This window comes from Nesterenkonia maliinae (assembly GCF_051262655.1).
Taxonomy (GTDB): Bacteria; Actinomycetota; Actinomycetes; order Actinomycetales; family Micrococcaceae; genus Nesterenkonia.
On record NZ_JBIMEY010000010.1, the window covers coordinates 50086 to 75355 of the forward strand.

Below are 25270 nucleotides of genomic sequence, written 5' to 3' on the forward strand. Positions count from 1 at the left end.
GCCACTGTTGTGAACTCGGCATGGGTCGCCGCTGTTCTGCGCATAAATGTCGCTGCTGGCACATCTGCCGCACTCTGCGGCCCATGATGGACTGACCCGAGGAGAGGGAGCCATGACCGAGACAAGCCCCGCGCCGCGGGATGCGGTGCGAGCTGCTTTGCAACGCCTGATCAACCACGGCCTGACGCCAGGCGTAGAGGTCGATGACATCGTCCCGCGTGGGATCCAGGACAGCTGGCGTCGCTCGATCGCCTCACATGTCGACCCGGCAGGCCAGCCAGCCGTCGCAACCCAGGCCCCGGGTGATGACCTCCTTCACGAAGGCGTGTATCGAGTCATGGATCGTTGGCACGGTTCGCTCTCGAACACCAGGACATCGCTGCTCCTGGGCAACTCTCAGGGAAGAATCGTGTGGCGACGGACGATCGACGCACGGGACAGGCCAACCCTGGATGCGGTGGGCGCGATCGAGGGGGCAGACTTCTCTGAGAGCCGGTCCGGCACCAACGGACTCGGCACTGCCATCGAAGGCAGGTCGCCGATCCTGGTCCGCGGCAGCGAGCATTTCCTGGAATCCCTCCGCGGTGTGGCGTGCTCCGCCGCCCCGGTCGTCCACCCCTTGACCGGAAGGATCGTCGGTTCGGTCTCACTGACCGCGTCGGAGGATCAGGCGAACGAGTACATGGTCTCGGTGGTACGGAGGGCCGCTCAGGAGATCGAGGAGGCGCTCCTCGAAACCGCCGACAGCCGGGACGTCTCACTGGCCCGAGCCTTTCGACAAGCCCGCTGTGGCCGCCGAGGCGTGCTGGTGATGAACCAGGATGCGGTGATGTCAGACCTGCCGGCCCTCGCACGACTCGACCCTGAGATGCAGGCGCAGATCTGGGACCAGCTCATCCGGGGTCTGGGGCTGGGAGAACAACGGAGCTTCGACTTCCCCGAGTCTGGCGTGACGGGAACCGTCAAGAACGTCGGCATCGGCTCGGACCCGATCCTGGAGCTGCGGCTCGCGTCCAGCAGCCCGACCCCAACGACCACGACACCGCAGCTCGGAGGGTCTACCGAGGCGACAGACCCCGCCCCTCCCGGTCAAGCCGACGCTTCTGTGGCGGAATGGTGGGTAGCCATGAACCGGGCCGCTCGACACCTGCCGGGAGAGCTTGAAGTGCCGATGCCTCGCGGCTCGGATGGTGACGAATGGATCCGCGCGTGGTCGGGCAGGACGGGCAGGCTGGCTCGGGGCCTGCTCACCTCCCCGGAGGGAGCGCCTCTTTCGGAGCCTCGACACCTCCACCGTGATCTGCCCGCCTTCCCCTCGTTGCGTCGGCGGCGATCCGAACTCGCCGATCTTGCGCGCGCAGCCTATCGAGGTCCGGCCCCGGCGCCGCGATTCACCGCAGAAGCACTCAGCTCTCTGCTGAGATGGCACTGGCCGGGCGACGTCGCAGAGCTGGAGCAACTGGTGAATCATCTTCCACGACGGATGACCAGCCCCTGGGTGGTGGACGCGGAGGACCTGCCCCTGCGGTTCATGACGGCTCCGCGCCGCCCGCTGACTCGCTGGGAGCAGTCAGAACGGGACTCCGTCCTGGATGCTCTGACCGAGGCTCGGGGCAACAAGTCTGAGGCCGCCGCGCTGCTGGGAATCGGCCGCACCACGCTGTACCGAAAGCTGCGCTCGCTCTCGATCGACTGGCGGCAGGTCGAGGCTCTGACATGAGGTCCGGAGCTGCTCGAACCGTGTTGGTAGCCTGATGAGGCCCGAATGGGCGTCTGAACCATCCGGCGAGGAATCGACCCCGCCCTGTCCCGCGCAAGGAGTCCCACGTGCAAGGTAGACAGGGCCTGGTCCACGTCACCCAGGCGGAGGCCTTTCTGGCAGTGGCAGATGAGCTCCATTTCGGCCGAGCTGCGGAGCGGCTGAATCTGGCCCAGCCGCCGCTGAGCCGCCTGATCAAGCAGCTGGAGAAGGATGTGGCCGCTCAGCTGTTCACGCGCAGCACTCGGCACGTGGAGCTCACTTACGCCGGCCGGGCCCTTATCGAACCCGCGCGACGGCTGGTCGCGGCGGCCCAGGACGCCCATCGAGCTGTCCAGGAGGCCCAGGCCGGCGACAGCGGCCGGGTCAGCGTCGGCTTCGCGGGCGCCTCGGTCCATCGAAGCATCGGTGAGCTCGCTCGACAGGTCCGACTGACCAGCCCCCGTCTCCACCTTGATTTCCATGGGTCTCAGTTTTCGCACAATGGCCTGGAACGCGTCCTCGACGGATCTCTGGACCTGGCCATCGGACGCTGGGACTTCATCCCGCACGAGGTCGATTCAAGGGTGCTGCGTCGGGAAGAAGTGATCGTCGCGCTGCCCGTGAAGCACCGGCTCGCCGGACAGGCCTCTATTCGAATGAAGCAGCTTGCACAGGATTCCTGGATCAGCCTGCCCAGCGGCTTCGGCTCAGCCCTGCCCAACAGACTGACTCGCCTGGCGCAGGATGCCGGATTCGTTCCGCGGATCACCCAGACGGCTCCGGATTCCTGGACTCTGGTGGTCCTGGTCGGAGCTGGCATGGGATGCGCTGTCACCCTGGATTCAGTCCGGGACAACGTGACCGCTGACGGAGTGGTGTTCAAAGCGATAGATGGCAACAACCCACCCCTGGAGGTCCGAGCCATCTGGAGGCGGGACAACGACAATCCAGGTCTGCGAACCGTGATCAAGGCCGCCGAGGGCGTTCTGCGCAGCTCCGTGGCACCCCCCAGCGAACCTGGTGGGGAATCCAGCCGCTGAGGAGGTTCGCGAGCCTGGAGCAACGCCAGCGGCAACTCTTATGTGTCAGCTGTATCAATCGAACCCATATTTGGTATTGGATTTAGCTGAATGTGATTGGGATCATGAAGACTCCATCGCCGATGGATGAACTCCGTGAACCGAGGGACGACTGAGATGACTGGCCAAGACGACGACGTCGACACGGAACTTTTTCAAGAGTTGGTCGGCAGAGTGGAAAATTTCACTGCATTGAAGGTCGAAGTGTCCACAGATCGACCGGACCGCGTCTGCATTCACATGGACCGGCCCCAGGTGCGAAACGCCATCGACGAGACCATGGTGGAGGAGTTCCACATCCTCTGCGACTGGCTCGAGCGCAACCCCCGCATCCTGATCATCACCGGCACCAGACTGGAGAATCCCAAGACCGGAACACTCCAGGGGATCTTCGCCTCCGGGGCAGACATCGCCCAGCTGCGCACGCGCGGCAGAGATGACGCGCTGCGGGGAGTGAATTCACAACTGTTCGAACGCCTCCACCGGCTGCCACTGCCTGTCATCGCTGCCATCGACGGCTATGCGCTGGGCGGCGGAGCTGAACTGGCCTATGCGGCTGACTTCCGCCTGGCCACGCCGAGGCTGAAGATGGGGCAGCCAGAGACAGGCCTGGGGATCAGCGCGGCCGCGGGGGCGCTGTGGCGCCTGAAGGAGCTGGTCGGCGAGCCGGTTGCGAAGGAGCTGCTGATGGCTGGACGAATCCTCGACGCCCAGGAAGCTCTGGACCTGCGGCTGGTCACCGAGCTGCACGAGCCCGATGGCCTCCTCGAGGCTGCACATGCCCTCGCCGACCGCATCGCAGCTCAGGACCCGCTCGCGGTGCGCATCACCAAGCGGGTCTTCCACATGCCCAGAGAGGCCCACCCCCATGTGGACGAGCTTGCTCAGGCCATCCTCTTTGAATCTGCGGCCAAGTTCGATCGGATGCAGCAGTTCCTCGATCGCAAGCAGACCAGAACCCACAGCAGGGACGCCGAATCACCCTCCGAGCGAAAGAAGTGACGACCCTATGAGCGAACAAGACAAGGCCACAGCCGCTGAAAGGACGCAGGGCGGACTTCCCGCCGCCGTAGGCGTCCTCGGCGGGGGCCGCATGGGGGCTGGCCTCGCTCACGCCTTCCTCATCAAGGGCTCAGACGTCCTCGTCGTGGAACGTGATGAAGCGGCGGCACAGGCAGCCCGCGAACGGGTCCAGGCTTCGACCTCAAAGTCGTTCCAACGCGGAGTCCTGACCGGCACGATTGAAGAGACGCTGAGCCGTCTAACAGTGTCGGTGGACCGCTCGGCATTCGCCGACCGGGAACTGGTCGTCGAAGCGGTGCCCGAAGACTGGAAGATCAAGGTCGAGGCGCTCAAGGGAGTCGAGGCCCACCTTTCCGAGGGCGCCGTCCTGGCGTCCAATACTTCAAGCCTCTCCGTGACCGGTCTCGCCAAGGAGCTGCTGCGCCCGGCCGACTTCATCGGGCTGCATTTCTTCAACCCGGTGCCGGCATCCACCCTCGTCGAGGTGGTCATCGGAGAACAGACCCGCGTGGACCTGGTTGATACTGCACGGTCCTGGGTCGCGAAACTCGGCAAGACAGCCGTGGTGGTCAACGATGCTCCTGGATTCGCCTCCTCGCGCCTGGGCGTGGCGATCGCGCTGGAGGCGATGCGGATGGTTGAGGAAGGAGTGGCCACCGCCGAGGACATCGACAATGCCATGGTGCTGGGCTACAAGCACCAGACAGGCCCGCTGAAGACCACCGACATCGTTGGACTGGACGTGCGCCTGGGGATCGCAGAACACCTCGCATCCACCCTGGGTGAGCGCTTCGAACCCCCAGCAATCCTGCGTGAGAAGGTCGCCAGGGGTGATCTGGGTCGCAAGACGGGTGCCGGATTCTTCGAATGGCCAAAAGAATAGCCGCGGGGGAATTCTGCAGACGACGCCTCGTCCAGAGCGGACGACGCTCGATGAGAGGAAATTGAGAACATGCGCGCAGTGATCTACAACGGAGTCGGCGAGCTCACAGTCGAGGATCGCCCAGTTCCACACCTCGGCCCTACCGATGTCCTGGTGAAGAATATGCGTGCCGGCATCTGCGGGACCGACATCAGCGCTTACACCAAAGGCGGAGCCGACCTAGGAATCTTCCCAGGCAATCTGATCGGTCATGAGTTCGTGTCCCAGATCGTAGAAGTAGGGTCCGACGTCAAGGACCCCCGCATCGCGCCGGGATTGCGGGTGTTCGTCAATGCCTCCACGTCGAAGCGCGGCGACGATGGCCGGACGAAGCTGGAGATCACCGACTCGGCAGGCGGCCTCAGCCAATGCATCACTGTCGAGGACGCAGAGATCGGATACAACCTGCATCCCCTGGCTGACAATGTCAGCTTCGATCAAGCTGTGGTGATCGAGCCCTTCTCGGTGGGAAATCACGGGGTCAACCTGGCTCAGCCGAAGGTGGGCGAACGGGCGCTCGTGTTCGGCGCCGGGGCCGTGGGCCTCGGCGTGCTGGCCAATCTCCGCGCCAAGGGAATCGAAGAGGTCATCGTCTCAGATGTAGTGCCCGCCAGACTGGCAGTCGTGAAGCAGCTCGGCGGCATCCCGGTCGACGGGCGAGATGTGGACCCAATCGCCTTCGCCCGCGAGCGCTTCGGAACGATCCCGAACTTTCTCGGCGACGAGCGCCCGGACGTGGACATGTACTTCGACTCGGCCGGGTCACCCAATGTGCTGCCCGACTATCTGCGCGGGGGCAAGCCCGGCTCACGCATGGTGGTCCTCGCCCTCCCCCAGCGGACTCTTGAAGTGCCCCAGACACAGTTCGTGCTCTCCGAGCTGACTGTCATCGGTTCCACTGCCTACACCAACGATGACATCGCCGAGGTCGTGGCCTATCTGGCGGCAGAGAAGTACGACCCAACCCCGGTGGTCACTCACCATTTCCCCCAAGAGCAGGTGGTCGACGCCTTCATCACCGCTATCGAGAAGAAGGACGAGACCATCAAGGTCGTCATCGACGTACATCCATGAGCGAAGCGGCCTGAACGGGACCTCATCACCACGGAGTCGCCCCGCCGCGACCCTTCTTCTCGATCACCGCAGAGGAGAAGCCAACAACGAGCCGTCGGAAATAGTTAAGGGTACAACCAATGTTATGGTTGTATAGACAAGTAAAAACTTGCTTATCAGTCTTGCCCGTGCAACTGAGCGCCTGGGGGCTACCCAGGACCGTTAGGCACGAGGAAGACCCTTGACTTCCATCGACCCGAAAGGCTCCCGCATGCGCAGAATCCTTGCCCCCTCTTCAACCTTCCCCCTCCTGGGCGACCTTGCCCTGCTGCTCGCTCGAGTCAGCCTGGGCGTCATCCTGATCGCCCACGGATGGCAGAAGTTCAACGAATGGACCGTTGCCGGAACCGCCAGCTCCTTCGAGGGCATGGGCATTCCAGCACCCTCCTTCAGCGCAGCGATGGTGACTGGGGCGGAGCTCATCGGTGGCGCGCTGTTGATCGTCGGACTCTTCACCACACTCGCAGCGCTGGTGAATGCAGTCGCCATGGTGGTCGCGCTGATCATGGTCCACGCTCCCGCCGGCGTCTTTGTCGAGCAGGGTGGCTTCGAACTCGTGCTCGCCCTGTTTGCAGGCTTGGTCACACTGGCCGCCGTCGGTGCAGGTCGATTCTCTGTCGACCAGATGATGGCGTCGACGTCTCACCGCCAGAGGCCTTCGGTTCGAGTCTGACCGACTCCGCCTAAACCTGTGGCCGGCTGTTGGACCGATAAACTCGGGTCCAGCAACCGGCCACAGGCGCAGACACTACGATTTCAGTGGGCGATGCGCCGCGGGACACAGAGCACGGCTGCGATGCCCAGCACGGCGGCCCCGCCCCAGACAGCAAAGTTCGTGAAGGTCGACAATTCCGCCGCCACAAGGACACCACCGCCTGAGATGGCGAGGACCGCTCCGATCCGCCCGATCCCCAGCGTGACACCCAGCGCCGTCGCGCGGGTCGCATCGGCGTAGTAAGTGGCCACGAATCCATTGACCAGAATCTGGGCGCCGATCGATCCGAAGCCCACGATGGCGACCAACACGTACATCACTCCAAGCGGGAAGATGCCGAGACCCATCAGAACCAGGGCTGCACCCGAAGAGAAGAAGGCCACCGCGGTCACGGGGCGCGGTCCGAACCTGTCAGCGAGCCGGGAAGAGATCACTGCCCCGATGACCGCTCCGATATTGACCGTCAGCAGGAAGCTCAACGAAGAGGTCAGCGTGTATCCAGCCGTCACGAGCAGCGTCGGCATCCAGGTGTTCAATCCGTAGACCAGAGTCTGACCCGCGATGCCTGCCACGCAGAAGAGCACCGTCGCCACGGCCCAGCGGCCTCGGAGGATATTCAGAATCTGGTTGCCACGCCGAGGCTTCTCCTGATCCGTTGCCGGCTCGCTGGGTCGCACCGTCGATCCCACTGGGATCCCGTAGTCCTCAGCGATCTGATCTGCCTCGGCCGACCGGCCTTGCGCACGAAGATAAGCAGGAGACTCCGGAAGAAAGAAGTACAGCAGCGGCACGACCGTGATCAGCGGCAGGCCGCCGATGGCGAGCAATCCCCTGAACCCGATCACATCCAAGAATGCAATGGCGCACAGTGCCGAGAGGATGCCGCCCACTGCATAGCCGGAGAACATCAGCGCATTGTTGAGATTGCGACGCTGCGGCTGCGAGAACTCGACGGTCACTGCAATCGCGGTCGGAATGACACCACCCAGTCCCAGGCCAGCTAGGAAGCGGAAGAGCCCGAAGAGCTCAGGGGTAGGCGCCATCGACGTGGCGATCATCAGGATCGAGAACAGCGAGACGCATGCCAGCATGACCTTGCGCCGTCCGATGACATCCGTCAGATATCCCACGATGAGCGCGCCGAAGAACATACCAGCCAAGGCATAGCTTCCATACGCGCCGGTCTGGACCGGGGTCAGACCCCAGGGCTCGTATTCCAGCAGGGTCGGGACGATCGCCCCGTAGACAACCAAGTCGTAGCCATCGAAGACGATGGCGACGAAGCACAGGAAGATGACTGCCGCGGCGGATTTTCGGGGCTTGCCCAGGACATTGGTACGGGAGGCGCCATGCGCCCTGTCAGAATCGTGACGATCGGTTGTCATGTCTGCCCCTTGCCCCACGACATCTGTAACAGACAGGCGTAGGATCGTTGAATTATGTGACATATGAGAGCGAACCATATTGTGACACAAACCACAAGCCCTGGTGTTGGACAGATCTGTCTGGCCCACTGACTCGAGGAGCCAGAGCATGCGACCCAAGGATCTCGTGATGGATCTATTCGGCGACTACATCCGCTATATGGACAATGAGATACGACTGACCCAACTCACGCATCTCCTCTCCCTCTTCGATGTGGAACCCGCCACTACCCGGGTAACCCTGTCGCGCATGCGCAAGGAAGGCTGGGTCTCCACCGAAAGACACGGTCGGGAGACGAGCTATCGAGCCTCGCCGAAGATGCTCGAGGTTCTCGACGAAGGACGGGAACGCATCTTCAATGTCACCGCACTGCCCTGGTCGGGGCAATGGACCATGGTCCTCTATCAGATCCCGGAATCTAGGCGACAGCAGCGTGAGTCCCTCAAGCGAATGTTGACCTGGGAAGGGTTCGGCCAGTTGAACCCCACCACCTGGATCTCCCCGCACGACGTTCGAGAGAAGATGCGAACAGCCCTCGCAGACGAGCCCGAGGCCAACATCCACGTCCTCACCATGACGACGGGAAACTGGACCCGTGACCGACAGCTTGCCGAGCAGTGCTGGGACCTGGAGAGCCTGACGGATAAATACCGCCAGTTCATCGCCGAGTGGGAGCCGCACCAGGATCTAACGCCTGACTCGATGCCACCTGAGAAAGCCCTGGTGCATCGGGTGAAGCTGGTATGGAGCTATCGACACTTCCCCTTCATCGACCCGGGACTACCCGCAGCGTTGAGCCCCAAGGATTGGCCAGCAGACCATGCCCGCCGAATCTTCCTGCGGGCCCATCAGGCCCTTGCTCCGGGAGCCAACTCCTACATGTCCACGGTCCTCGCAAGTCAGAGCAGGACAGCTCAGGAGGAAATCCCCGAAGAAGCGACAACTGGTGCGTGATTCTCCATAAGTTGTTATAGTCAGTGGAGTAAGCTTCATCACACTGCCACGACGATTCAGGAGATGTCCACGATGACCATTCGGATTGCATGCATCGGTGGGGGGCCTGGCGGCCTGTTTTTCTCCACACTCATGAAACGACACCTCCCAGAGTCTGAAGTCGTTCTCTTCGAACGCAATCAGGCCTCGGACGCGTTCGGCTTCGGGGTGGTCTTCTCCGACGCCACGCTTCGCACCATCACCGAAGCTGATCCGGTGCTCGAAGAGGCCCTCTCGGAGCGGGGCCGGCACTGGGACACCATCCAGGTGTGGCTCAAAGGCGAGCGACACCACTTCACCGGCAACGGGATGTCCGCCATCCACCGCAAAAATCTTCTCTCGGTCTTGCAGGAGAACGCCTCCGACGCAGGTGTAGACATGCGATTCGGCACGTTCGTCCCCTCACTTGGGGATCTCGAGGATTTCGATCTCATCGTGGCCGCCGATGGCGCAAACTCCAGCAGCCGCAATCAGGTCGGTGAGGCGGCGCTGGGACATGACGTGGTCCAGGCCAGCGCCAAGTTCATCTGGTTTGGCACGACGCACATGTTCGACGGGCTGACCTTCGTGCATCGGCAGAACGAGCACGGCAACTTCGCCGCGCATGCCTACCCCATCAGTGACGAGCTTTCGACCTTCATCGTCGAAGCGGACGAACAGACCTGGTTGAATGCTGGGCTCGACGAATTCGACGTCACCCAGCCTCCTGGCACCTCCGACCTCAAGTCCAAGGAGTACATCGAGGAGCTCTTCGCGGATGATCTCCAGGGCCACAGCGTGGTGGTCAACAATTCGCGCTGGGGCAATTTCCGCACGCGAAGCACGGAGAGCTGGTTCAAGGGCAATGTCGCATTTCTCGGGGACGCGCTGCACACAGCCCACTTCTCGGTGGGGTCAGGCACCAAGATGGCGATGGAAGATGCCATCAGCCTGGCTCGCAGCGTCGCTGAGAACATCAACGATCTGCCCGCAGCGCTGAATGAATACCAGGCAGCGCGGAAACCGAAGGTCGCGAAGGTCCAGGATGCGGCTCGCCCGTCGTTGAGCTGGTGGGAGCATTTCGCTCGGTACTACAACACTCTGGACCCGCTGCAGTTCACCCTGCACTTCTTCTCCCGCTCCATCTCGATCGACAAGATCCGTCAGCGTGACCCCCACCTGGTCTCTGCGGTGGAGGACGAGTGGCTCGGTAAGCATGGAACGCCCCCACTCCAGACCCCGGTGACTCTGGCAGGGGTGGAGTTCGAAGGAAGGCTTCTCTCTGCAGACGGGGAGTCACTGCTCAACGGAGCGGCTCGGTTGGATCTGGACGCGCCAGACCTCACCGTGATCGAGGCTCCGGCGGATGAGTACGGCCTCGCCTCCCGCTTCGCAGGGCTGCCGTCAACGGGCACGGTGCTGGTCCAGGGAGGCACTCCCCTGACCCGACGCCTGCTCAGCGAAGAGGCGCGCCTGGGCAGAGGCCTCACCTCGATCCTGCTGGAGCCCACCGACGAAGATGCAGCGCTGACCGCGGTACTGTCCGGGCGAGCCGACGCGATCGCCTCGGAGAGCACGCGATGACCATATCCGTGTCCGCCGACGTCGCTGCCACCTCCAGCCACCTCGATGCACTCTTTGCACCCCGCGGAATCGCCGTCATCGGGGCCTCCTCCGAGCCGGACAAGCTGGGTTCCGTCATGGCACAGGCCGTCTCCGCCTACGAAGGTCCGGTCGCGCTGGTCAACCCGCGCAATCCGCAGATGTACGACTCAATCGGCCACGCCTCACGGGACCTGGGGGGACTGATCGACCTCGCCATCCTCTGCGTCCCGGCGGCCGTGACGGCCGACGTCCTGCGCGCAGCTGCTGAGGCGGGGGTCAGCACGGCGTTGGTCTGCGCGGGCGGCTTCGCTGAGGCCGGGGGCCCAGGGACGCAGTACCAGCAGGATGTCGTCGACGTCATCGCGGCGACCGGACTGAGGGTGCTCGGCCCCAACACCTCGGGCTTCTTCGTCCCCCACCGCGGGCTGACGGCCAGCTTCGTGCCGGGAGTCTCTGAGATCAGCGCTGGCAGTGTAGGGGTCGTGTCCTCCAGCGGAGGCGTCAACCATTCACTGTCCTTCCGGCTCGAACAGGCCGGCGTCGGAGTATCTCTCGGAGTGGGGATCGGTGCCGGCATCGACATCACCGCCGCCGATGTCGTCGAACACCTCACTGAGGATCCCACGACCCACGCGATCGCCCTGCACATCGAGACGGTCACCGACGGCCCGCGGCTGATGAATGCCATCCGGCGGGCATCCCGACGCAAACCAGTCGTTGCGATGGTCGTGGGAAAGAACGATGTCGCCGAGTTTGCCCAGTCGCACACCGGCGTCCTGGCCACGTCCTGGAGAAGCACCTGCGCCGCCCTGCGTCAGAACGGTGCCGTCCTGGTCGCCGACGAGACGGAACTTGTATCGGTTGTCTCCGCGCTGTCCAAGACCCGCATCCAGCCGCATCCGAGCCCAGGTGTCGGTCTCATCACCGGCCAGGCTGGTCCAGGCCTGATCGCTGCAGATCATCTCTCTGGGGCGAAGGTGTCGGTGCCTGCCCTGGCCGCGTCCACGACAGACCAGCTCTCCACCCTGCTGCCCCCGCTGACGTTCCAAGGGAACCCTGTCGACACCGGGCGTCCCGGGGAGACCTTCCCGGCAGTGATTCGGGCGGTCGCCGCAGACCCTGGAATCGATGCCATCGGGATCTACGGCATTCTCGAACCCGTGGTGGATTTCCCTCGCGCTCTGGGCGCGGCCGAGATCGGCAAGACCGCAGCGGTGCTCTCAGTGGATGGGCCGACCGCCCAGGTGCAGGAGGTCATCGATGCAGGAGCCGCCGCTGGCCTTCCCGTCGTCAGCGGACCGACCGCTCTGGCGCACAGCCTCGCGGGTCTGGCCCGCGACTCGATCACGCAGCATGCGCTTCAGCTGCCCCCTCTGGAATCACAAGGAATCACCTTGGGTGATGGCCCATGGGACGAGGTCACAGCTAAGGAGCTCCTGCGCACAGCCGGCGTGAGGATTCCGCAGCTGCGCCGTGCTGACTCACATTCAGGTGCCCACGCCGCGTTGTCAGAGCTGCAGGGTCCCGTCGCGGTCAAGTTGATCGACGCACAGGTGCTGCACAAGACCGACATCGGCGGCGTGCACCTGGGCATCAGCACCGAACAACAACTCGACTCCGCTCTGGCTGCACTCGACCGCGCAGGCGCCCGGGAATATCTGATCGAGGAGATGGCCCCAGGAGGCATCGATCTCGTCGTCGGAGCGCGCCGCGACCCCGTATTTGGGATCGTGATGCTGCTCGGACTGGGGGGAACGGCAGTAGAAGTCATCGGTGATGTCGCGCTGGGCGTACATCCGCTGCGAGTCGGAACCACGGAAGCCATGATCGATGAACTGGCGACCGGCACGATGCTTCAGGGGTGGCGTGGCGGCCCTTCAATTGACCCCGCCGCGCTTGCCGAGATTTTGTCAGCCCTCGGAGAGACCCTACGAGTGAATCCCCACGTCGATGAGATCGAGATCAACCCACTGCGACTCACCGATGACGGGCTGGTCGCCCTGGATGCCGTCATCGTGGCGGACCGCACCCGGATCAAGGAGGACTGAGATATGGGCAAGCACAGCAGCGCGGGCATCACAAAGTGGCCGGAGGAGGCAGCGGACCGCTATCGACAGGCCGGCTACTGGGAGGACCGTCCCCTCGGCTCGCATCTGATCGAGGCAGCGGACCGCGTGCCGGACCGCACCGCCGTCGTCGACGGAGCCGATGGCACACGCATGACCTACGCAGAGCTGATGGACCGCGCAGACGCCGCGGCCGAACGTCTCTTGGCCAGCGGGCTGGACCGGGATGACAGAGTGCTGATAGTCCTTCCCAACAGCTGGCAGTTCGTGGTGCTGACCCTGGCATGTTTCAGAGCCGGCATCATCCCCATCATGGCGCTGCCTGCACATCGACGCTATGAGCTGCAGTTCCTGAGCAATCTGGCTGAGGCCCGGGCGCTGTTCGCAGCCGACGTCATCAAAGGATTCGACTACCAGGGATTGGGCGCGGAACTGCGTCCTGAGGTGCCGACCCTGGAGCGGATCATCGTCACGGGAACTCCGCACGACGGCAACGAGAGCCTGGACGAGCTGCTGGCGCCGGGGTCGGATCCGACGGCGGCGCGTGCGCGCCTCGACGCATCGGCACCGGCCGGGGATGACCCTGCACTCTTCTTGCTCTCCGGAGGCACAACGGGACTGCCAAAGCTCATCGTGCGCACCCACAATGACTACGCCTACAACATCAAGGCCTGCAGCGAGATCGCCGAGCTCAGCGAAGAATCGGTCTGCCTGGTCACGATGCCGGTGAGTCATAACTTCCCCCTGGCGTGCCCCGGAGTGCTCGGCGCGCTGTTCCTCGGCGCGCGAACCGTCCTTCTGCCCAGCGCCAACCCGAAGAAGGCCTTCCCCGTCATCAAAGCCGAGTCAGTCACGGACACCGCCGTGGTGCCTGCGGTGGCTCAGACCTGGATCGAACATCAGGCCGCTCAGAACACCGACCAGCTGGTGAGCCTCCGCGCCATCCAGGTGGGTGGATCCCGCATGCCCGACGAGCTGGCTCGACGGGTCGAGCCGGTGTTGGGGTGCCGGCTGCAACAGGTGTTCGGGATGGCCGAGGGACTGATCAACATGACTCGTCTGGACGACTCCCCCGAGGTGATCCACACGACGCAGGGCCGACCAGTCTCCGAGGCTGACGAAGTCCGTATCGTTGACCCGCTGGGAGAAGACCTTCCGGACGGCACGGCGGGGCGGATCCTGACCCGGGGACCCTACACCCCCCGCGGCTACTACGCGGCTCCCGAAGCCAATGCCAAGGCCTTCGAGGATGGCGGCTGGTATGCCCCGGGCGACATCGTCGAGCGCCACCCTGACGGAAACCTCGTGGTCCAAGGACGCGACAAGGACATGATCAACCGAGGCGGCGAGAAGATCTCCGCAGAAGAAGTGGAATCCCTGGTCTACCAGATCCCGGGACTCAGCATGGTCGCGGCGGTCGCGATGCCGGACCCTGTCCTCGGCGAGAAGGTCTGTCTCTACGCCCAGACCACACAGGGATACACCCTGACCCTCGAGCAGGTCACAGAGCATCTGCACAAGGCAGGCGTCGCCGCATACAAGATCCCGGAGCGCATCGAGATCGTCGACGAGATCCCCACGACCAAGGTCGGAAAGATCGACAAGAAGGCCCTCAGAGAAGACATCGCGAAGCGCCTGAGTGCAGAACCCTAGTCCCAGCCCAATCCAGTCGGAAGCCGCCTCTCGTGGCGGCGATAGAGGAGGACCAATGAGTACCCACGATGACGGCCACGCCGATCACGATCTGCCCCGCGGCGCTGACGGGATGAACGTCCCACCGCCCACTCCCGAGGAGCAGGTCCAGCTGGATCAGCTCTACTCAGACTTCGAAGCCGGCCACATGATTCCGCTGTGGACAGAGATCGGCGATCTGATGCCCCCTGAGCCGCGCCCCAAGGCCACTCCCCATCTCTGGCGCTGGAAGGAGCTTCTCCCCCTGGCTCAGCGCGCAGGCGATCTGGTGCCCGTCGGTCGCGGCGGTGAGCGTCGAGCGATCTCGCTGGCAAACCCGGGGCTGGGAGGCCGACCCTATACGACCCCGACGCTGTGGTGCGCGATCCAGTATCTGGGAGGTCATGAAGTGGCCCCCGAACATCGCCATTCGCAGAACGCCTTCCGCTTCGTGGTGGAAGGTGAGGGCGTGTGGACGGTGGTCAATGGCGATCCCGTGCGCATGTCCCGCGGGGACTTCCTGCTGACCCCTGGCTGGAACTTCCACGGGCACCACAACGAGACCGACCAGCCCATGGCATGGATCGACGGCTTGGACATCCCGTTCGTCCACTACACGGACTCCTCATTCTTCGAGTTCGGCATCGATCGAGTGACGGATGAGTCGACTCCCGACGTCTCCCGCAGCGAACGACTCTGGGCCAACCCAGGTCTGCGTCCGCTCTCCGGGCTTCGCAACACCGTGTCCTCACCGATCGGGGCGTATCGCTGGGAGCACACCGACCGAGCACTCGCAGAACAGCTGCGAATCGAAGATGAGGGCTTCCCCGCGACAGTCGGCCCCGGCCACGCGGCGGTTCGATTCATCAACCCCACCACCGGTGGCGACGTGATGCCCACGATTCGAGCCCAGTTCCACCGGCTCCGCCCGGGGGTGGAAACGCGAACCGTCCGAGAAGTCGGCTCCAGCGTCTACCAGGTCTTCGAGGGCCGCGGCATCGCCACTATCGGTGACCAGCAGCACCAGGTCGAGACCGGCGACATCTTCGTCGTCCCGTCCTGGGCCCCGTTCCACCTGCAGGCAGAGACCTCGTTCGATCTCTTCCAGTTCGGCGATCACCCGATCATCGAAAAGCTGCACTTCCAGCGGACCTACATCGAAGAGGAGAACTCATGAGACTGAGCACCATACGCACCCCCGAAGGCTCGACCGCGGCACGCCAGCAGGACGACCACTGGGTGAGCATCGACGGATATTCCGATGTGGGCCAGCTGCTGACCCAGGAGAACTGGCGCGAACTGGCTGAAGCAGCAGCCGGCCCGACGTTCAACACCTCGGACGTCCAGCTTGGCTCTCCCCTGCCAAACCCTGGCAAGGTCATCTGCGTGGGACTCAACTACGCCTCACACATCAAGGAGATGGGCCGAGAGCTGCCCACTCATCCGACGCTGTTCGCCAAGTACGCGGAGACCCTCACCGGGCCGTTCGACCCGGTGACGGCCGTTGCGGAGGATCCAGACCTGGACTGGGAGGGCGAGCTGGTCGTCGTCATCGGATCCGAGGCCTACCGAGTCACCGAGGAGGAAGCCGGCGCAAAGATCGCCGGATACACGTCGGCCAACGACATCTCGATGCGCGGATGGCAGTTCCGCACCATCGAATGGCTCCAGGGCAAGATCTGGGCCCGATCGACACCCCTGGGACCGGTGATGGTCACCGCGGACGACTTCGACTACAGCACCTCCACTCTTCGGACTCGGGTCAACGGCGAGGTCATGCAGGAGCACTCCATCGGAGATCTCGTCTTCACTCCGGAGCACCTGGTCTCTTACATCTCCACCATGATCCCGCTGAACCCTGGAGATGTGATTCTGACCGGCACCCCCGGCGGCGTAGGCCGCGCTCGTGACCCACAGGTCTTCCTGAAACCAGGCGACGTTGTGGAGGTCGAGATCGACGGGATCGGACCGATGCGCTCCGAGATCGTGGAGCCCTGACATGGTTGCACGCCACGACCTGACGACGGACCCCGAAATCCAGGAACAGCTGCTGACCGTCCGGCGAGGAACCGCCTTCTGGCACCGCAAGGTCCACGAGCTCAGTGACGCCGAGCTGGATGGACCGACATTGCTGTCTGGGTGGACTAGGCGGCACCTCATCGCCCACGTCGGATACAACGCTCGTGCCATCGCCCGCCTGGTCCTCTGGGCCAATACCGGAGTCGAGACTCCTATGTATGCCTCGCCTGAAGTCCGAGATCAGGAGATCGAACTGGGCGCGACCATGCCGGCACGGGCATTGCGACATCTCGATGATCATGCTGCGGTGTCTCTGAATGTGGAGTGGCGAGACACGCCCGCGGATCTGTGGTCCACCATCGTCCGCACCGCGCAGGGGCGAGAAGTCCCGCTGAGCGAGACAGTCTGGATGCGCACCCGGGAGGTATGGCTGCATGCCGTGGATCTGGACAACGGAGCGCGCTTCTCAGATATACCGGAATCCGTCCTGGAGCGGCTCCTGGGCGACATCACCGGGATGTGGCAGAAACGAGGGACCGACCCCGGGTTCGCCATCGAGGTGCTGGATCGCCCAGACCTCGGCACTCTGGGTGCTGGTGCAGGTGCCAGCTCGGCGACAGCCGTCACGGGCACGCTGGCGGCGGTGGCCGCCTGGGCTTCTGGCCGTGGCGCCTCGGCATTGGCCACAGGCCAGGAGACGGAACCGCCCAGATGGCTCTGAGGTCCCAGTGACTGACAGAAGGAGCGAGGGGCGGTGGTGCTTGCAAGCACCACCGCCCCTCCCTCCTTCTGCATCGAGGTCGGAGACGGATCTCTCACCGCCTCCGACCTCGAAGGAGCTCAGTACACCAACACCGGTTTGATCGTGGCTCCCGATGCTGAATCTTCGAACCCACTGTTGATGTCGGCGAACTCGTAGTGGCGCACCAGCTTGTCGAAGGGGAAGTGCCCCGACCTCCACAGATCGATGAGCTGTGGGATGAAGACCTGCGGCACTGAGCTGCCCTGAACGATGGTCTTGAAGGTCCACCCCTTGACCAATGAAAGGCCGACCTCGAAGGAGACCTCGGTACCTGGAGCAGCAGCTCCGACGAGACCGAAGGTCCCACGGTGAGCGATGGCGTCAGCTGCCTGCCGCATCACGTCGGGCCGCGCTGTGGTGTCGAGGATGTAGTCGGCACCCTGTCCATCCGTCAGGCGCATGAGTTCATCGGTCAGGTTCACGTGCTTCGTGTTGATGGTCTCAGTTGCCCCGAGTTCCCGGGCCAGCTCGAGCCGGGAGTCGTGGATGTCGACGGCGATGATGCTGCCACAGTGCGCGACTGCTCCGGCCATCACAGCCGCAGCACCCACTGCGCCTGCGCCGAGGATCACCAGTGAGCTGCCTGGTTCTGGTCTCAGCTCGTTGAGCACCGCGCCGGCACCGGTCTGGATGCCGCAGCCAAGCGGCGCCACGATGTTGAGCGGGACATCCGATGGGATTTTGATGAGGCTTTCTTCGACGACGTTCGAGTACGAGGCGAAGGAGGACTGCCCGAAGAAATGGGAAGAGATGACCTCTTCGCCATTGCTGAACGCCGTTGAACCGTCCGCGCGTCGCCCTCCGAAATCACAGGCGAAGAGGTTCTCGCAGTAGGCCATCTCCCCCCTGCGGCATCGAGTACAGGTGCCGCAATAGGCGGCCGAGAGCAGCACCGGATCACCGACGCTGACCGTCGTGACCGAGCTCCCCACTGCCTCGACGATGCCGGCCCCCTCGTGACCGAGGACGGCGGGCAGGGGTGTGGGATAAACCTGATCCCGCACGATGGCATCGGTGTGGCAGACACCTGAGGCGACCATCCTGACACGGGCCTCGTTCGGTCTGGGGTCGTCCAGTTCGACGTCTTCGATGGTCAGCGGCTCGTGGGGAGCCCTGGCGACTGCCGCGGAAATCTTCATCACAGATCAAGTCCTCTCTTGCGTACGATCAGATCGGGTAGGGCTGGTCGGAGGGCTCAACCGTGATCCACTTGAGCTCGGTGAACTCATTGATCACAGCGCGACCGTCAAAGCGTCCGTAGCCGCTGGCCTTGGTGCCTCCGTAGGGCGCCTGAGCTTCGTTCTGGACCGTGGCCCCGTTGACGTGGACGTGGCCGGCTTGGATCTTCATCGCGACATTGAGCGCGCGGGTGCTGTCCCGTCCGAACACCGCTGCCGCCAGGCCGTACTCGGTGTCGTTGGCGACTTCGACAGCCTGGTCAAGACCAGATACGCGGACCACGGTGGTCACCGGCCCGAAGGTCTCGGTGTCATAGATGTCCATATCCGGGGTGACATGGTCCAGGATGGTGGCTGACATCTTGGCTCCGTCAGCCCTGCCGCCGGTCACCAGGGTGGCTCCCTTCGCCAGGGCATCATCGATCAGCTGGTTGATCCGATCCCCGGACTCGGCCTTGAACATCGGGCCGATGACGCAGGACGGGTCCTGGGTAGGGTCGCCTTCCGGCAGCTGCTCGGCGCGGCGGGCAAACTCTGCGACGAACTGGTCTGCGACGGCTTCATCCACCACCATGCGTTCGGTGGACATGCAGATCTGCCCCTGGAACATGTACGTCCCAAAGATGGCGGCGTTCACCGCTCCGTCAAGATCTGCGTCATCGAGGACCACGAGAGGAGCCTTGCCGCCCAGTTCCAGCAGAGCCGGCTTCAGGTAGCGCCCCGACTTCTCGGCAATGATCCGTCCCACTGCCGTGGAGCCGGTGAAGTTCACCCGCCGCACCGCCGGATTGGCGATCAACGATTCGATGAACTCGTCTGAGTCGGCGGGATCGTTGGTGAGGAAGTTCAGCACACCTGGTGGAAGACCGGCCTCGTGCAGAACCTCGGCGATGATCGCATGTGAACGCGGGCTGCTCTCCGACGCTCGGAAGATGACCGAGTTTCCGCACACGATGGGGTACGCGATGGCACGGGCTGCGAGCACTCCGGCACCGTTCCAGGGCGCCATGCTCAGCACCACGCCGACCGGCTGGCGGACGGTCATGGAGAGCGTGCCGGGCTTATCGGTGGGAAGGGTCTCGCCCTGGATCTGGGTGGCAAGCGACGCTGCCTCTCGGAACAGCTGAGCGGTCAGGAACACGTTGAACCCCGACCAGAGGGGCGCCGCTGCGACCTCTCGTGTCATGGTCTCGGTGAACTCCCCCGCCCGGCTCTCCATGATGTCCGCGGCCTTGAGGAACACCGCGCGGCGTTCTGAGGGGCCCGTCTGGGACCAGGAGGCGTATGCCTTGGCTGCGGAGTCCACGGCTTCAGCCGCGTCGGCAACGCTCGCTGCGACTGCGGTGGTGATGACCTCCTGGCTGACGGGGTCTCGACGGACGAATGTCTTGCCCTCCGCCCCTGCCCGCTGGCTGTTGTCGATGATTAGCTGCGTCTCCATGCGAACTCCTCCAATGTCACGGCAATTGATCCGTCGAAACCGACGTGATGCACCACCGGGGCCTGACTCGACGGCGATCTCGACGAAACCCCACGCGCTGTGCGCGGATTCCTGCGATGGCCTGCCGGTCCAGTGAACGTGCGCCTGAATCAGAGTGTGACCATCGTTACAATTAAATATAACTCAATCACGCCGTCCGTCTCAACCATGTTCTATGAAGTTTCCGTCCAGCACCTGCCCCAGCCTGGACTCGATGCGCATCCAAGCACTCGGACCCAGGGCCTTATGGGCCTGCATAAAGGATTCGAAGGCGCGGCGCGCGGGCCAGTGCGGAGGTTGCAGCTCTTCAGGAAGCCGAGGATCCTTGAAGGTCATACGGCGCGCATCTGCCACCAGGCGCATCCGCTCCACCAGAGCGTCCTGACCCCGCAGGACGCCAGCTCGAGCCACCGCGGAATCGCACGCTGCGATGAACCCGTCATAGTCCCGCCCCACCTGCTCGAGATCCCAGCAGCGTGCGGCGAGCTCGATGTCAGAAGCCAAGCCTGATGTGGCAGAGCGCAGCACGTCGATCTCAGCCTCGGGAAACTCGTCCCGCAGCTGCTCTGCTCCTTCGACCATCGGATGCGGAGACAGCCACACCGACGGCGCGCACTGCCCGAAACCCATCCACGAGAGCCTCTTCCGCAACGAGCCTCGGACTCCTCGGGCCGACTCCGGGACCTGGTAGAGGACTTGGGTCCACTGCCCGTCCCAGGGGGCCTCCGGTCGGGTGAAGATTCTGTCGCGACCCTCATCCAGCACCTCGGACATCTGCTCGGAAAGCTGATACAGAGTCTCCCGACCCTCGCGGCGCGCCGTGAACCAACCCGCGTTTCGGAGTCGCGACAGGGTCACCCGTCCGGAAGACGGTTCGATGTCGAAGTCCTCAAGAACCCGCAGAAGGCCCGCGAGACGAACCTCTCCCCCCTGGGCGTATCGGAGGTAATCGCCATAGAGGTCCATGACAAGTGAACGTGCAAAGGATGCCAAGACGCCTCCAGAGAAGATGACCGCGGGACTTCAGCGCATTCTAGGCCCCAGAGATCATTCCCCGAGCCCACAAAGGACTCACTCCCCCATTCACCTCAGGCGCTTCCGCGCTTCAGATCCTCGCTGGCAAGCATCCGACCCTCTGGATCCAGCTGCTGCAGCATGGCGCCAGAGATCGCGGAGAGCTGTTGAACCTGTTCCGGAGTCAACTGATCGATCACAAGCCGGCGGACGACTTCCAGGTGGCCAGGAGCCGCGTGGACGACCTTCTTCCAGCCCGCCTCGGTCAGACTGACGTTCGTGGCTCGGCGATCATCTGGACACGGCGCCCTCTCCACGAAACCCGCCGCCTCTAGCCGAGACACCACTCGGGAGAGCCGCGGCAAAGTCGCATTCGTACGGGCGGCGAGGGCACTGGTGCGCAGGACGCGACCGGGCGCCTCAGAGAGCATCGCGAGCGTGAAGTAGTCAAAGTGGGTGAGACCCTCATCCGCGCCGAGCTGAAGATCCAGGGCGGAAGGGAGCAGCTCCAGGACGGCCGTGAAGCGTACCCACGCAACATGCTCGTCCTCAGAGAGCCAGTTTGTCTCAGTCATAGGTGCAATCCTACCAATACTTGCACCTACAACCAGTTCCATGTAGGTTACTTGTACCAGCAACCAATGCCTCTCGATCACTCAGCTCGAAAGGCCAAGCACAAGGAGCATCCCCATGACAGACGTGACCATCTTCGGTTCAGGCAATATGGGAACCGCCATCGCCGACGTATTCAAGACCAGCGGCGCATCGGTCGAACACATCGGATCCGACGGCGGAACCATCACCGGCGATCTCGTCGTACTAGCTGTGCCCTACCCCGCACTTGAATCCATCGTGGCCAACCACGGTGCCCAGCTCGAGGGCAAGATCGTCGTCGACATCACGAACCCGCTGGACTTCTCGACCTTCGACTCCCTGGTCGTAGGCGCCGACTCCTCAGCCGCAGCCGAACTGGCGGAGGCCCTTCCCTCGTCTCGGGTCCTGAAGGCCTTCAACACCAACTTCGCGGCCACCCTGGGGGCGAAGAAGATCGGCGATCTGGACACCACCGTGCTGGTGGCCGGTGACGACGACGCGGCCAAGCAGGCACTCGTCTCGCTGATCACCGCAGGCGGCCTGCAGGCCATCGATGCCGGCACGCTGAAGCGCGCACGCGAGCTGGAGGCGCTCGGGTTCCTGCAGCTCACTCTGGCCGCAGGCGAGAAGATCAGCTGGACCGGAGGATTCGGCGTCGTCCGCTGAACCCCGGCGCTTTAGCCCAACATCAAGACACCCCTAGAGACATCACCGCGGTGGGGTCGACGCAGCGTCGACCCCACCAAGATTCGGAGCAAGACGTGCCCATCCAGATCGACGAACGCATCATCAACCCCGGCGCATCGATGGGTGCAGTCACTCTTCGAGTCGGTGACCTCGAAAAAATGTCTGCCTATTACTGCGAAGCCTTCGCCATGGAGCCGGTCCAGGATCTGACCGCAGGCAGAGAAGTGCACCGTGTCCTGGGGCGAGGAGTCATTCCCCTGGTCCGCCTGATCCACACTCCGAATCTCCCGGTCACAGATCCACACCAGGCCGGGCTGTTCCACACGGCGTTTCTGTTCGCGGACCGAGCAAGCCTCGCCGCAACCGTCCACCGCGCAGGCAACGCACCGGCCGGCACGTTCATCGGCTCAAGCGACCACCTCGTCAGTGAGGCCTTCTACTTCACGGACCCAGAGGGAAATGGTGTCGAGCTCTACCGGGACCGACCTCGTGAGCAGTGGACCCACGATGGCGATCAGATTCGGATGACGACCACTCACCTCGATCCGACGACATACCTCCAGACGCACCTAAGCCAGACGGCTGTGGACGCCGGGCCAGAGCTCCCGGGACTCGTCGGGCATGTGCACCTGCAAGTCGGGGACCTCACGGTGGCGCGATCCTTCTACATCGATGCGTTGGGATTCGAGGTCACTCAGATGGGCTACCCCGGAGCGCTCTTCGCCTCCGCCGGTGGATATCACCACCACATCGCCATGAACACCTGGAACAGCCGTGGCGCTGGGCCCCGCGCGGCGCGGCTGGGACTGGGCAACGTGGCGGTCACGGTGCCCGCCCCCGAGGATATCGCCGCGTTGAAGGCTCGGCTCGCTGCGCGCTCGATCGACTTCATCACCGATGGGCGAAGCCTCTCCGCCCGCGACCCTTGGGGAACACTCGTCACAGTCAGCGCCGCTGATCTCTCTTCGGACGAGCTGCTGGCCCTCTGACACTCCCACGTCTCATTCGGTGGGCGCGGCTCTACGGCTCAGGCCTCCACAGCCACTCTCACCGATCCCCACCTTGACTCGAAGGAAACACACATCATGACTACATCCATCAGAACCGCCGTCCTTGTCGTCGACATGCAGAACGACACCGTCCACGCCAGCGGGGCATATGCCTCGTTCGGCGCGGCAGAACATGCAGCTAGCCAGAACGTCATCCCGAACATCCGCAACATCGTCGAGGCCGCCCGCGCGGCTGCGGTGCCGGTGTTTCACAGTCGCATCGTCGTACACCCGCTCCCGGGTGTGGGCGGTCGCAACGCACCGGTGTTCCAGATGCTGGCTCCAGACACCTTCAAGGTCGGGAGCTGGGGTGTCGAGATCGTCGATGAGCTGCGTCCCTCCGGCGACGAAATCGTCCTTGACCGCACACGGATGTCCGTGTTCAACGGAACCGAGCTCGACTCAATGCTGCGAAACCTCGGCGTTGACTCGCTCATCGTGGTCGGGGCGTGGACGAACATGGCCGTGGAGCATACGGTTCGCGACGCGGCCGACCATGGATACGAGGTCACGATCGTCTCAGATGCGTCATCAAGCCTCAGTGCCGACTGGCAGCGTGGCGCATTGGAATACGCGCTGACCAACATCGCCACCATCACCGACGCTGAGACGATTGCCGCCTCCCTCAGTTCTTAGTCAGGCATTCCGAGGACCACCACGGCCTTGCCACCGACGGCGTTCGCCTCCAGATCTCGATGCGCCTGGACGATCTCATCGATGCGGTAGGTGCGACCGATCGGCACCACAGCACTTCCTGCCTCGACCGCATCCAGGTACTCCTGGAGCACCGGGGCGGGAAGCCCGCTGGCATCACCCGAATAGGCGGTGAGCCGGACTCCGTTGGGCAGCCAGTCCATGGGGTAGAACTCTGGGATCGTCCACTGGTCGGAGAGCATCCCGGTGAAGCAGACGACTCCGCCGGGACGGGCGGCGAGCAGGGTGTCACGCATGACGTTGGCACCGACGAGCTCGATGGCTCCGTCCACTCCTCCTCCGAGCAGTGCGCGCACTGGCTCCGCGACCTCACCTGAGTCGAGGAGGGGGTGGTCGACACCGACCTGTTCCAGCAGCGGGAAACGCGCTGCGCTGCGGGTGGTCGAGATGACGGTCATTCCGCGACGCTTCGCGAGCACCGCCGCGGCGAGACCCACAGATGACGTGCCGCCGCGGATCAGCAGCGTCTGGCCCTCGACTGCTTCGAGCCCGACGGTGAGCGATCCGTAGGCAGTCTGCAGCATCTCGGGCACGGCGCCCAGCGTCGACCATGGCAGATCGCTTGTGAAGGGGATGACCTGAGCTGCGGGCACCACCACGTACTCGGCATAGCCACCATCGAAGTTGCGGCCCATCCCGCCCATCATGGTCATGACCTGGACGCCGGGCGCGAACTCGCCGCCTGGTGCATCCACCACGACGCCCGATGCCTCGATCCCGGGGATGCGCGGGAAGCTTCCGCTCGATGCGACGCCGCTGCGAAAATGAAGCTCTGAACGATTGAGTCCGAAAGCACGTATCTGGATGAGCACCCAACCCAGGCTGGGCTTGGGAATAGGGACCTCGCGCAGCAGGAGCACCTCTGGCGCGCCAGGCTGGTCGACGACGACCGCCTGCATCATGCCGCTCACGCTTGCAATCCTGCACTGGGCCAGGACCGAGATCCTGCGGGCAGCTTAGCCGGGCTCTTACTTCGCTGCCGGAACGCGCCCGCCCCAGTGGATCGCCTCCCCGGAGTGGAGCGGGAGTTGCGGGAATGCGTCATGGCAGCATCCACCAAGCAATTCCTGATCTGTGTCATACGAGATCAGAACCCACCGGCCGAACGGCGTATTCCCCTGCACCTGTGCCGAGGACCTGGGTCGTCGCATCTCGCGGCACTTTCACGTTTCAAAACCCCCGCTGGGAGCATTCCGCTCCTGGCGGGGTTCTTTTTTCTCTGCACCGCGCTGACGCATTTCAGCCTCAGCGACCCCATCGCTTCCGGCTCTCGCTGACGCGCTCACATACGTATTCCAGAGAGGCTCTAAGGATCACCCTCCGACTGCCTGCAAGTCCACCGCGGCAGCAGACACGACATTGTCACCAGATGCTGACCCTAAACGCACCAGATTCTTACAG

Annotated in this window: 22 protein-coding genes; 16 read left to right on the forward strand and 6 right to left on the reverse strand. The window is 63.7% G+C overall.

From position 1 onward, the window contains the following. Positions 1-112: 112 nt before the first annotated feature. From ACHAA4_RS14095 to ACHAA4_RS14120, 6 genes are all read left to right on the forward strand, one after another. Entirely contained in the window at positions 113-1720 is a 1608-nt protein-coding gene (locus ACHAA4_RS14095; RefSeq protein ID WP_435774813.1) for a helix-turn-helix domain-containing protein, read from the forward strand. Between the two features lie 107 nt (positions 1721-1827). Then, positions 1828-2781: a LysR family transcriptional regulator gene (locus ACHAA4_RS14100; protein ID WP_435774814.1), complete on the forward strand. Its 954-nt coding sequence runs from the start codon at positions 1828-1830 to the stop codon at positions 2779-2781. Positions 2782-2937: 156 nt separating this feature from the next. Continuing rightward, positions 2938-3822: an enoyl-CoA hydratase/isomerase family protein gene (locus tag ACHAA4_RS14105; RefSeq protein ID WP_435774815.1), complete on the forward strand. Its 885-nt coding sequence runs from the start codon at positions 2938-2940 to the stop codon at positions 3820-3822. Positions 3823-3829: 7 nt separating this feature from the next. After that, positions 3830-4726, forward strand: coding sequence for a 3-hydroxyacyl-CoA dehydrogenase family protein (locus tag ACHAA4_RS14110; RefSeq protein WP_435774816.1), 897 nt, complete (start codon positions 3830-3832; stop codon positions 4724-4726). Between the two features lie 69 nt (positions 4727-4795). Further along, positions 4796-5839, forward strand: coding sequence for a zinc-dependent alcohol dehydrogenase (locus ACHAA4_RS14115; protein WP_435774817.1), 1044 nt, complete (start codon positions 4796-4798; stop codon positions 5837-5839). A 250-nt stretch (positions 5840-6089) separates the two neighbouring features. Beyond that, complete coding sequence (locus tag ACHAA4_RS14120; protein ID WP_435774818.1) at positions 6090-6551, forward strand: DoxX family protein; 462 nt, start codon at positions 6090-6092, stop codon at positions 6549-6551. Positions 6552-6634: 83 nt separating this feature from the next. Here ACHAA4_RS14120 and ACHAA4_RS14125 read toward each other — a convergent pair whose 3' ends face one another. Further along, positions 6635-8128, reverse strand: coding sequence for an MFS transporter (locus ACHAA4_RS14125; protein ID WP_435774819.1), 1494 nt, complete (start codon positions 8126-8128; stop codon positions 6635-6637). On the opposite strand from ACHAA4_RS14125, the gene ACHAA4_RS14130 reads away from it, so the two are divergent. The 7 genes from ACHAA4_RS14130 (at position 8127) to ACHAA4_RS14160 (ending at position 17072) form a co-directional block, all read left to right on the forward strand. After that, positions 8127-8972 carry a PaaX family transcriptional regulator gene (locus ACHAA4_RS14130; protein ID WP_435774820.1) on the forward strand — a complete coding sequence of 282 codons (846 nt, stop codon included), beginning with the start codon at positions 8127-8129 and terminating at the stop codon, positions 8970-8972. The two genes, ACHAA4_RS14125 and ACHAA4_RS14130, sit on opposite strands and share 2 nt — an antisense overlap. 132 nt (positions 8973-9104) lie before the next feature. Beyond that, positions 9105-10574 (forward strand): FAD-dependent monooxygenase, encoded by a 1470-nt coding sequence (locus tag ACHAA4_RS14135; RefSeq protein WP_435774821.1) that lies wholly within the window; start codon positions 9105-9107, stop codon positions 10572-10574. After that, positions 10571-12643 carry an acetate--CoA ligase family protein gene (locus tag ACHAA4_RS14140; protein WP_435774822.1) on the forward strand — a complete coding sequence of 691 codons (2073 nt, stop codon included), beginning with the start codon at positions 10571-10573 and terminating at the stop codon, positions 12641-12643. Before ACHAA4_RS14135 ends, ACHAA4_RS14140 begins: the two co-directional genes overlap by 4 nt. A gap of 3 nt (positions 12644-12646) precedes the next feature. Further along, positions 12647-14314 (forward strand): (2,3-dihydroxybenzoyl)adenylate synthase, encoded by a 1668-nt coding sequence (locus ACHAA4_RS14145; RefSeq protein ID WP_435774823.1) that lies wholly within the window; start codon positions 12647-12649, stop codon positions 14312-14314. Between the two features lie 112 nt (positions 14315-14426). Next, positions 14427-15509, forward strand: a complete 1083-nt coding sequence (locus tag ACHAA4_RS14150) for a cupin domain-containing protein (protein ID WP_435774840.1) — start codon at positions 14427-14429, stop codon at positions 15507-15509. Further along, positions 15506-16330 (forward strand): fumarylacetoacetate hydrolase family protein, encoded by an 825-nt coding sequence (locus ACHAA4_RS14155; RefSeq protein ID WP_435774824.1) that lies wholly within the window; start codon positions 15506-15508, stop codon positions 16328-16330. The genes ACHAA4_RS14150 and ACHAA4_RS14155 overlap by 4 nt, the downstream gene beginning before the upstream one ends. Before the next feature lies 1 nt (position 16331). Continuing rightward, positions 16332-17072 carry a maleylpyruvate isomerase family mycothiol-dependent enzyme gene (locus ACHAA4_RS14160; protein ID WP_435774825.1) on the forward strand — a complete coding sequence of 247 codons (741 nt, stop codon included), beginning with the start codon at positions 16332-16334 and terminating at the stop codon, positions 17070-17072. Positions 17073-17191: 119 nt separating this feature from the next. Here ACHAA4_RS14160 and ACHAA4_RS14165 read toward each other — a convergent pair whose 3' ends face one another. The 4 genes from ACHAA4_RS14165 to ACHAA4_RS14180 all read right to left on the reverse strand — a co-directional run bounded on the left by ACHAA4_RS14165 (position 17192) and on the right by ACHAA4_RS14180 (position 21400). Next, positions 17192-18292, reverse strand: a complete 1101-nt coding sequence (locus tag ACHAA4_RS14165) for an NAD(P)-dependent alcohol dehydrogenase (RefSeq protein ID WP_435774841.1) — start codon at positions 18290-18292, stop codon at positions 17192-17194. 28 nt (positions 18293-18320) lie between these two features. Next, positions 18321-19772 carry an aldehyde dehydrogenase gene (locus ACHAA4_RS14170; RefSeq protein WP_435774826.1) on the reverse strand — a complete coding sequence of 484 codons (1452 nt, stop codon included), beginning with the start codon at positions 19770-19772 and terminating at the stop codon, positions 18321-18323. A gap of 201 nt (positions 19773-19973) precedes the next feature. Beyond that, the gene (locus ACHAA4_RS14175; protein ID WP_435774827.1) at positions 19974-20804 is read right to left on the reverse strand and encodes a PaaX family transcriptional regulator; all 831 of its coding nucleotides are present in this window, start codon (positions 20802-20804) and stop codon (positions 19974-19976) included. Positions 20805-20899: 95 nt separating this feature from the next. Next, positions 20900-21400 (reverse strand): MarR family winged helix-turn-helix transcriptional regulator, encoded by a 501-nt coding sequence (locus ACHAA4_RS14180; protein WP_435774828.1) that lies wholly within the window; start codon positions 21398-21400, stop codon positions 20900-20902. A 115-nt stretch (positions 21401-21515) separates the two neighbouring features. Here ACHAA4_RS14180 and ACHAA4_RS14185 point away from each other — a divergent pair, with 115 nt between their 5' ends. The 3 genes from ACHAA4_RS14185 to ACHAA4_RS14195 all read left to right on the forward strand — a co-directional run bounded on the left by ACHAA4_RS14185 (position 21516) and on the right by ACHAA4_RS14195 (position 23791). Beyond that, entirely contained in the window at positions 21516-22085 is a 570-nt protein-coding gene (locus ACHAA4_RS14185; RefSeq protein WP_435774829.1) for an NADPH-dependent F420 reductase, read from the forward strand. Positions 22086-22225: 140 nt separating this feature from the next. After that, a complete protein-coding gene (locus ACHAA4_RS14190; RefSeq protein ID WP_435774842.1) occupies positions 22226-23095 on the forward strand; it encodes a VOC family protein in 870 nt (289 codons plus the stop codon). A gap of 96 nt (positions 23096-23191) precedes the next feature. Then, positions 23192-23791 carry a cysteine hydrolase family protein gene (locus ACHAA4_RS14195; protein ID WP_435774830.1) on the forward strand — a complete coding sequence of 200 codons (600 nt, stop codon included), beginning with the start codon at positions 23192-23194 and terminating at the stop codon, positions 23789-23791. Here the strand turns inward: ACHAA4_RS14195 and ACHAA4_RS14200 are convergent. Beyond that, positions 23788-24771: a zinc-binding alcohol dehydrogenase family protein gene (locus ACHAA4_RS14200; protein ID WP_435774843.1), complete on the reverse strand. Its 984-nt coding sequence runs from the start codon at positions 24769-24771 to the stop codon at positions 23788-23790. The genes ACHAA4_RS14195 and ACHAA4_RS14200 overlap by 4 nt on opposite strands. Between the last annotated feature and the right edge of the window lie 499 nt (positions 24772-25270).

Bases quoted from the DNA above. Each gene is read 5' to 3' on its own strand.
- ACHAA4_RS14095 (WP_435774813.1), top strand. From the start codon at position 113: ATGACCGAGACAAGCCCCGCGCCGCGGGATGCGGTGCGAGCTGCTTTG.
- ACHAA4_RS14140 (WP_435774822.1), top strand. From the start codon at position 10,571: ATGACCATATCCGTGTCCGCCGACGTCGCTGCCACCTCCAGCCACCTC.
- ACHAA4_RS14190 (WP_435774842.1), top strand. From the start codon at position 22,226: ATGGGTGCAGTCACTCTTCGAGTCGGTGACCTCGAAAAAATGTCTGCC.
- ACHAA4_RS14120 (WP_435774818.1), top strand. From the start codon at position 6,090: ATGCGCAGAATCCTTGCCCCCTCTTCAACCTTCCCCCTCCTGGGCGAC.
- ACHAA4_RS14130 (WP_435774820.1), top strand. From the start codon at position 8,127: ATGCGACCCAAGGATCTCGTGATGGATCTATTCGGCGACTACATCCGC.
- ACHAA4_RS14135 (WP_435774821.1), top strand. From the start codon at position 9,105: ATGAAACGACACCTCCCAGAGTCTGAAGTCGTTCTCTTCGAACGCAAT.
- ACHAA4_RS14105 (WP_435774815.1), top strand. From the start codon at position 2,938: ATGACTGGCCAAGACGACGACGTCGACACGGAACTTTTTCAAGAGTTG.
- ACHAA4_RS14145 (WP_435774823.1), top strand. From the start codon at position 12,647: ATGGGCAAGCACAGCAGCGCGGGCATCACAAAGTGGCCGGAGGAGGCA.
- ACHAA4_RS14150 (WP_435774840.1), top strand. From the start codon at position 14,427: ATGAACGTCCCACCGCCCACTCCCGAGGAGCAGGTCCAGCTGGATCAG.
- ACHAA4_RS14195 (WP_435774830.1), top strand. From the start codon at position 23,192: ATGACTACATCCATCAGAACCGCCGTCCTTGTCGTCGACATGCAGAAC.
- ACHAA4_RS14165 (WP_435774841.1), bottom strand. From the start codon at position 18,292: ATGAAGATTTCCGCGGCAGTCGCCAGGGCTCCCCACGAGCCGCTGACC.
- ACHAA4_RS14200 (WP_435774843.1), bottom strand. From the start codon at position 24,771: ATGATGCAGGCGGTCGTCGTCGACCAGCCTGGCGCGCCAGAGGTGCTC.
- ACHAA4_RS14160 (WP_435774825.1), top strand. From the start codon at position 16,332: ATGGTTGCACGCCACGACCTGACGACGGACCCCGAAATCCAGGAACAG.
- ACHAA4_RS14170 (WP_435774826.1), bottom strand. From the start codon at position 19,772: ATGGAGACGCAGCTAATCATCGACAACAGCCAGCGGGCAGGGGCGGAG.
- ACHAA4_RS14185 (WP_435774829.1), top strand. From the start codon at position 21,516: ATGACAGACGTGACCATCTTCGGTTCAGGCAATATGGGAACCGCCATC.
- ACHAA4_RS14115 (WP_435774817.1), top strand. From the start codon at position 4,796: ATGCGCGCAGTGATCTACAACGGAGTCGGCGAGCTCACAGTCGAGGAT.
- ACHAA4_RS14155 (WP_435774824.1), top strand. From the start codon at position 15,506: ATGAGACTGAGCACCATACGCACCCCCGAAGGCTCGACCGCGGCACGC.
- ACHAA4_RS14125 (WP_435774819.1), bottom strand. From the start codon at position 8,128: ATGCTCTGGCTCCTCGAGTCAGTGGGCCAGACAGATCTGTCCAACACC.
- ACHAA4_RS14180 (WP_435774828.1), bottom strand. From the start codon at position 21,400: ATGACTGAGACAAACTGGCTCTCTGAGGACGAGCATGTTGCGTGGGTA.
- ACHAA4_RS14110 (WP_435774816.1), top strand. From the start codon at position 3,830: ATGAGCGAACAAGACAAGGCCACAGCCGCTGAAAGGACGCAGGGCGGA.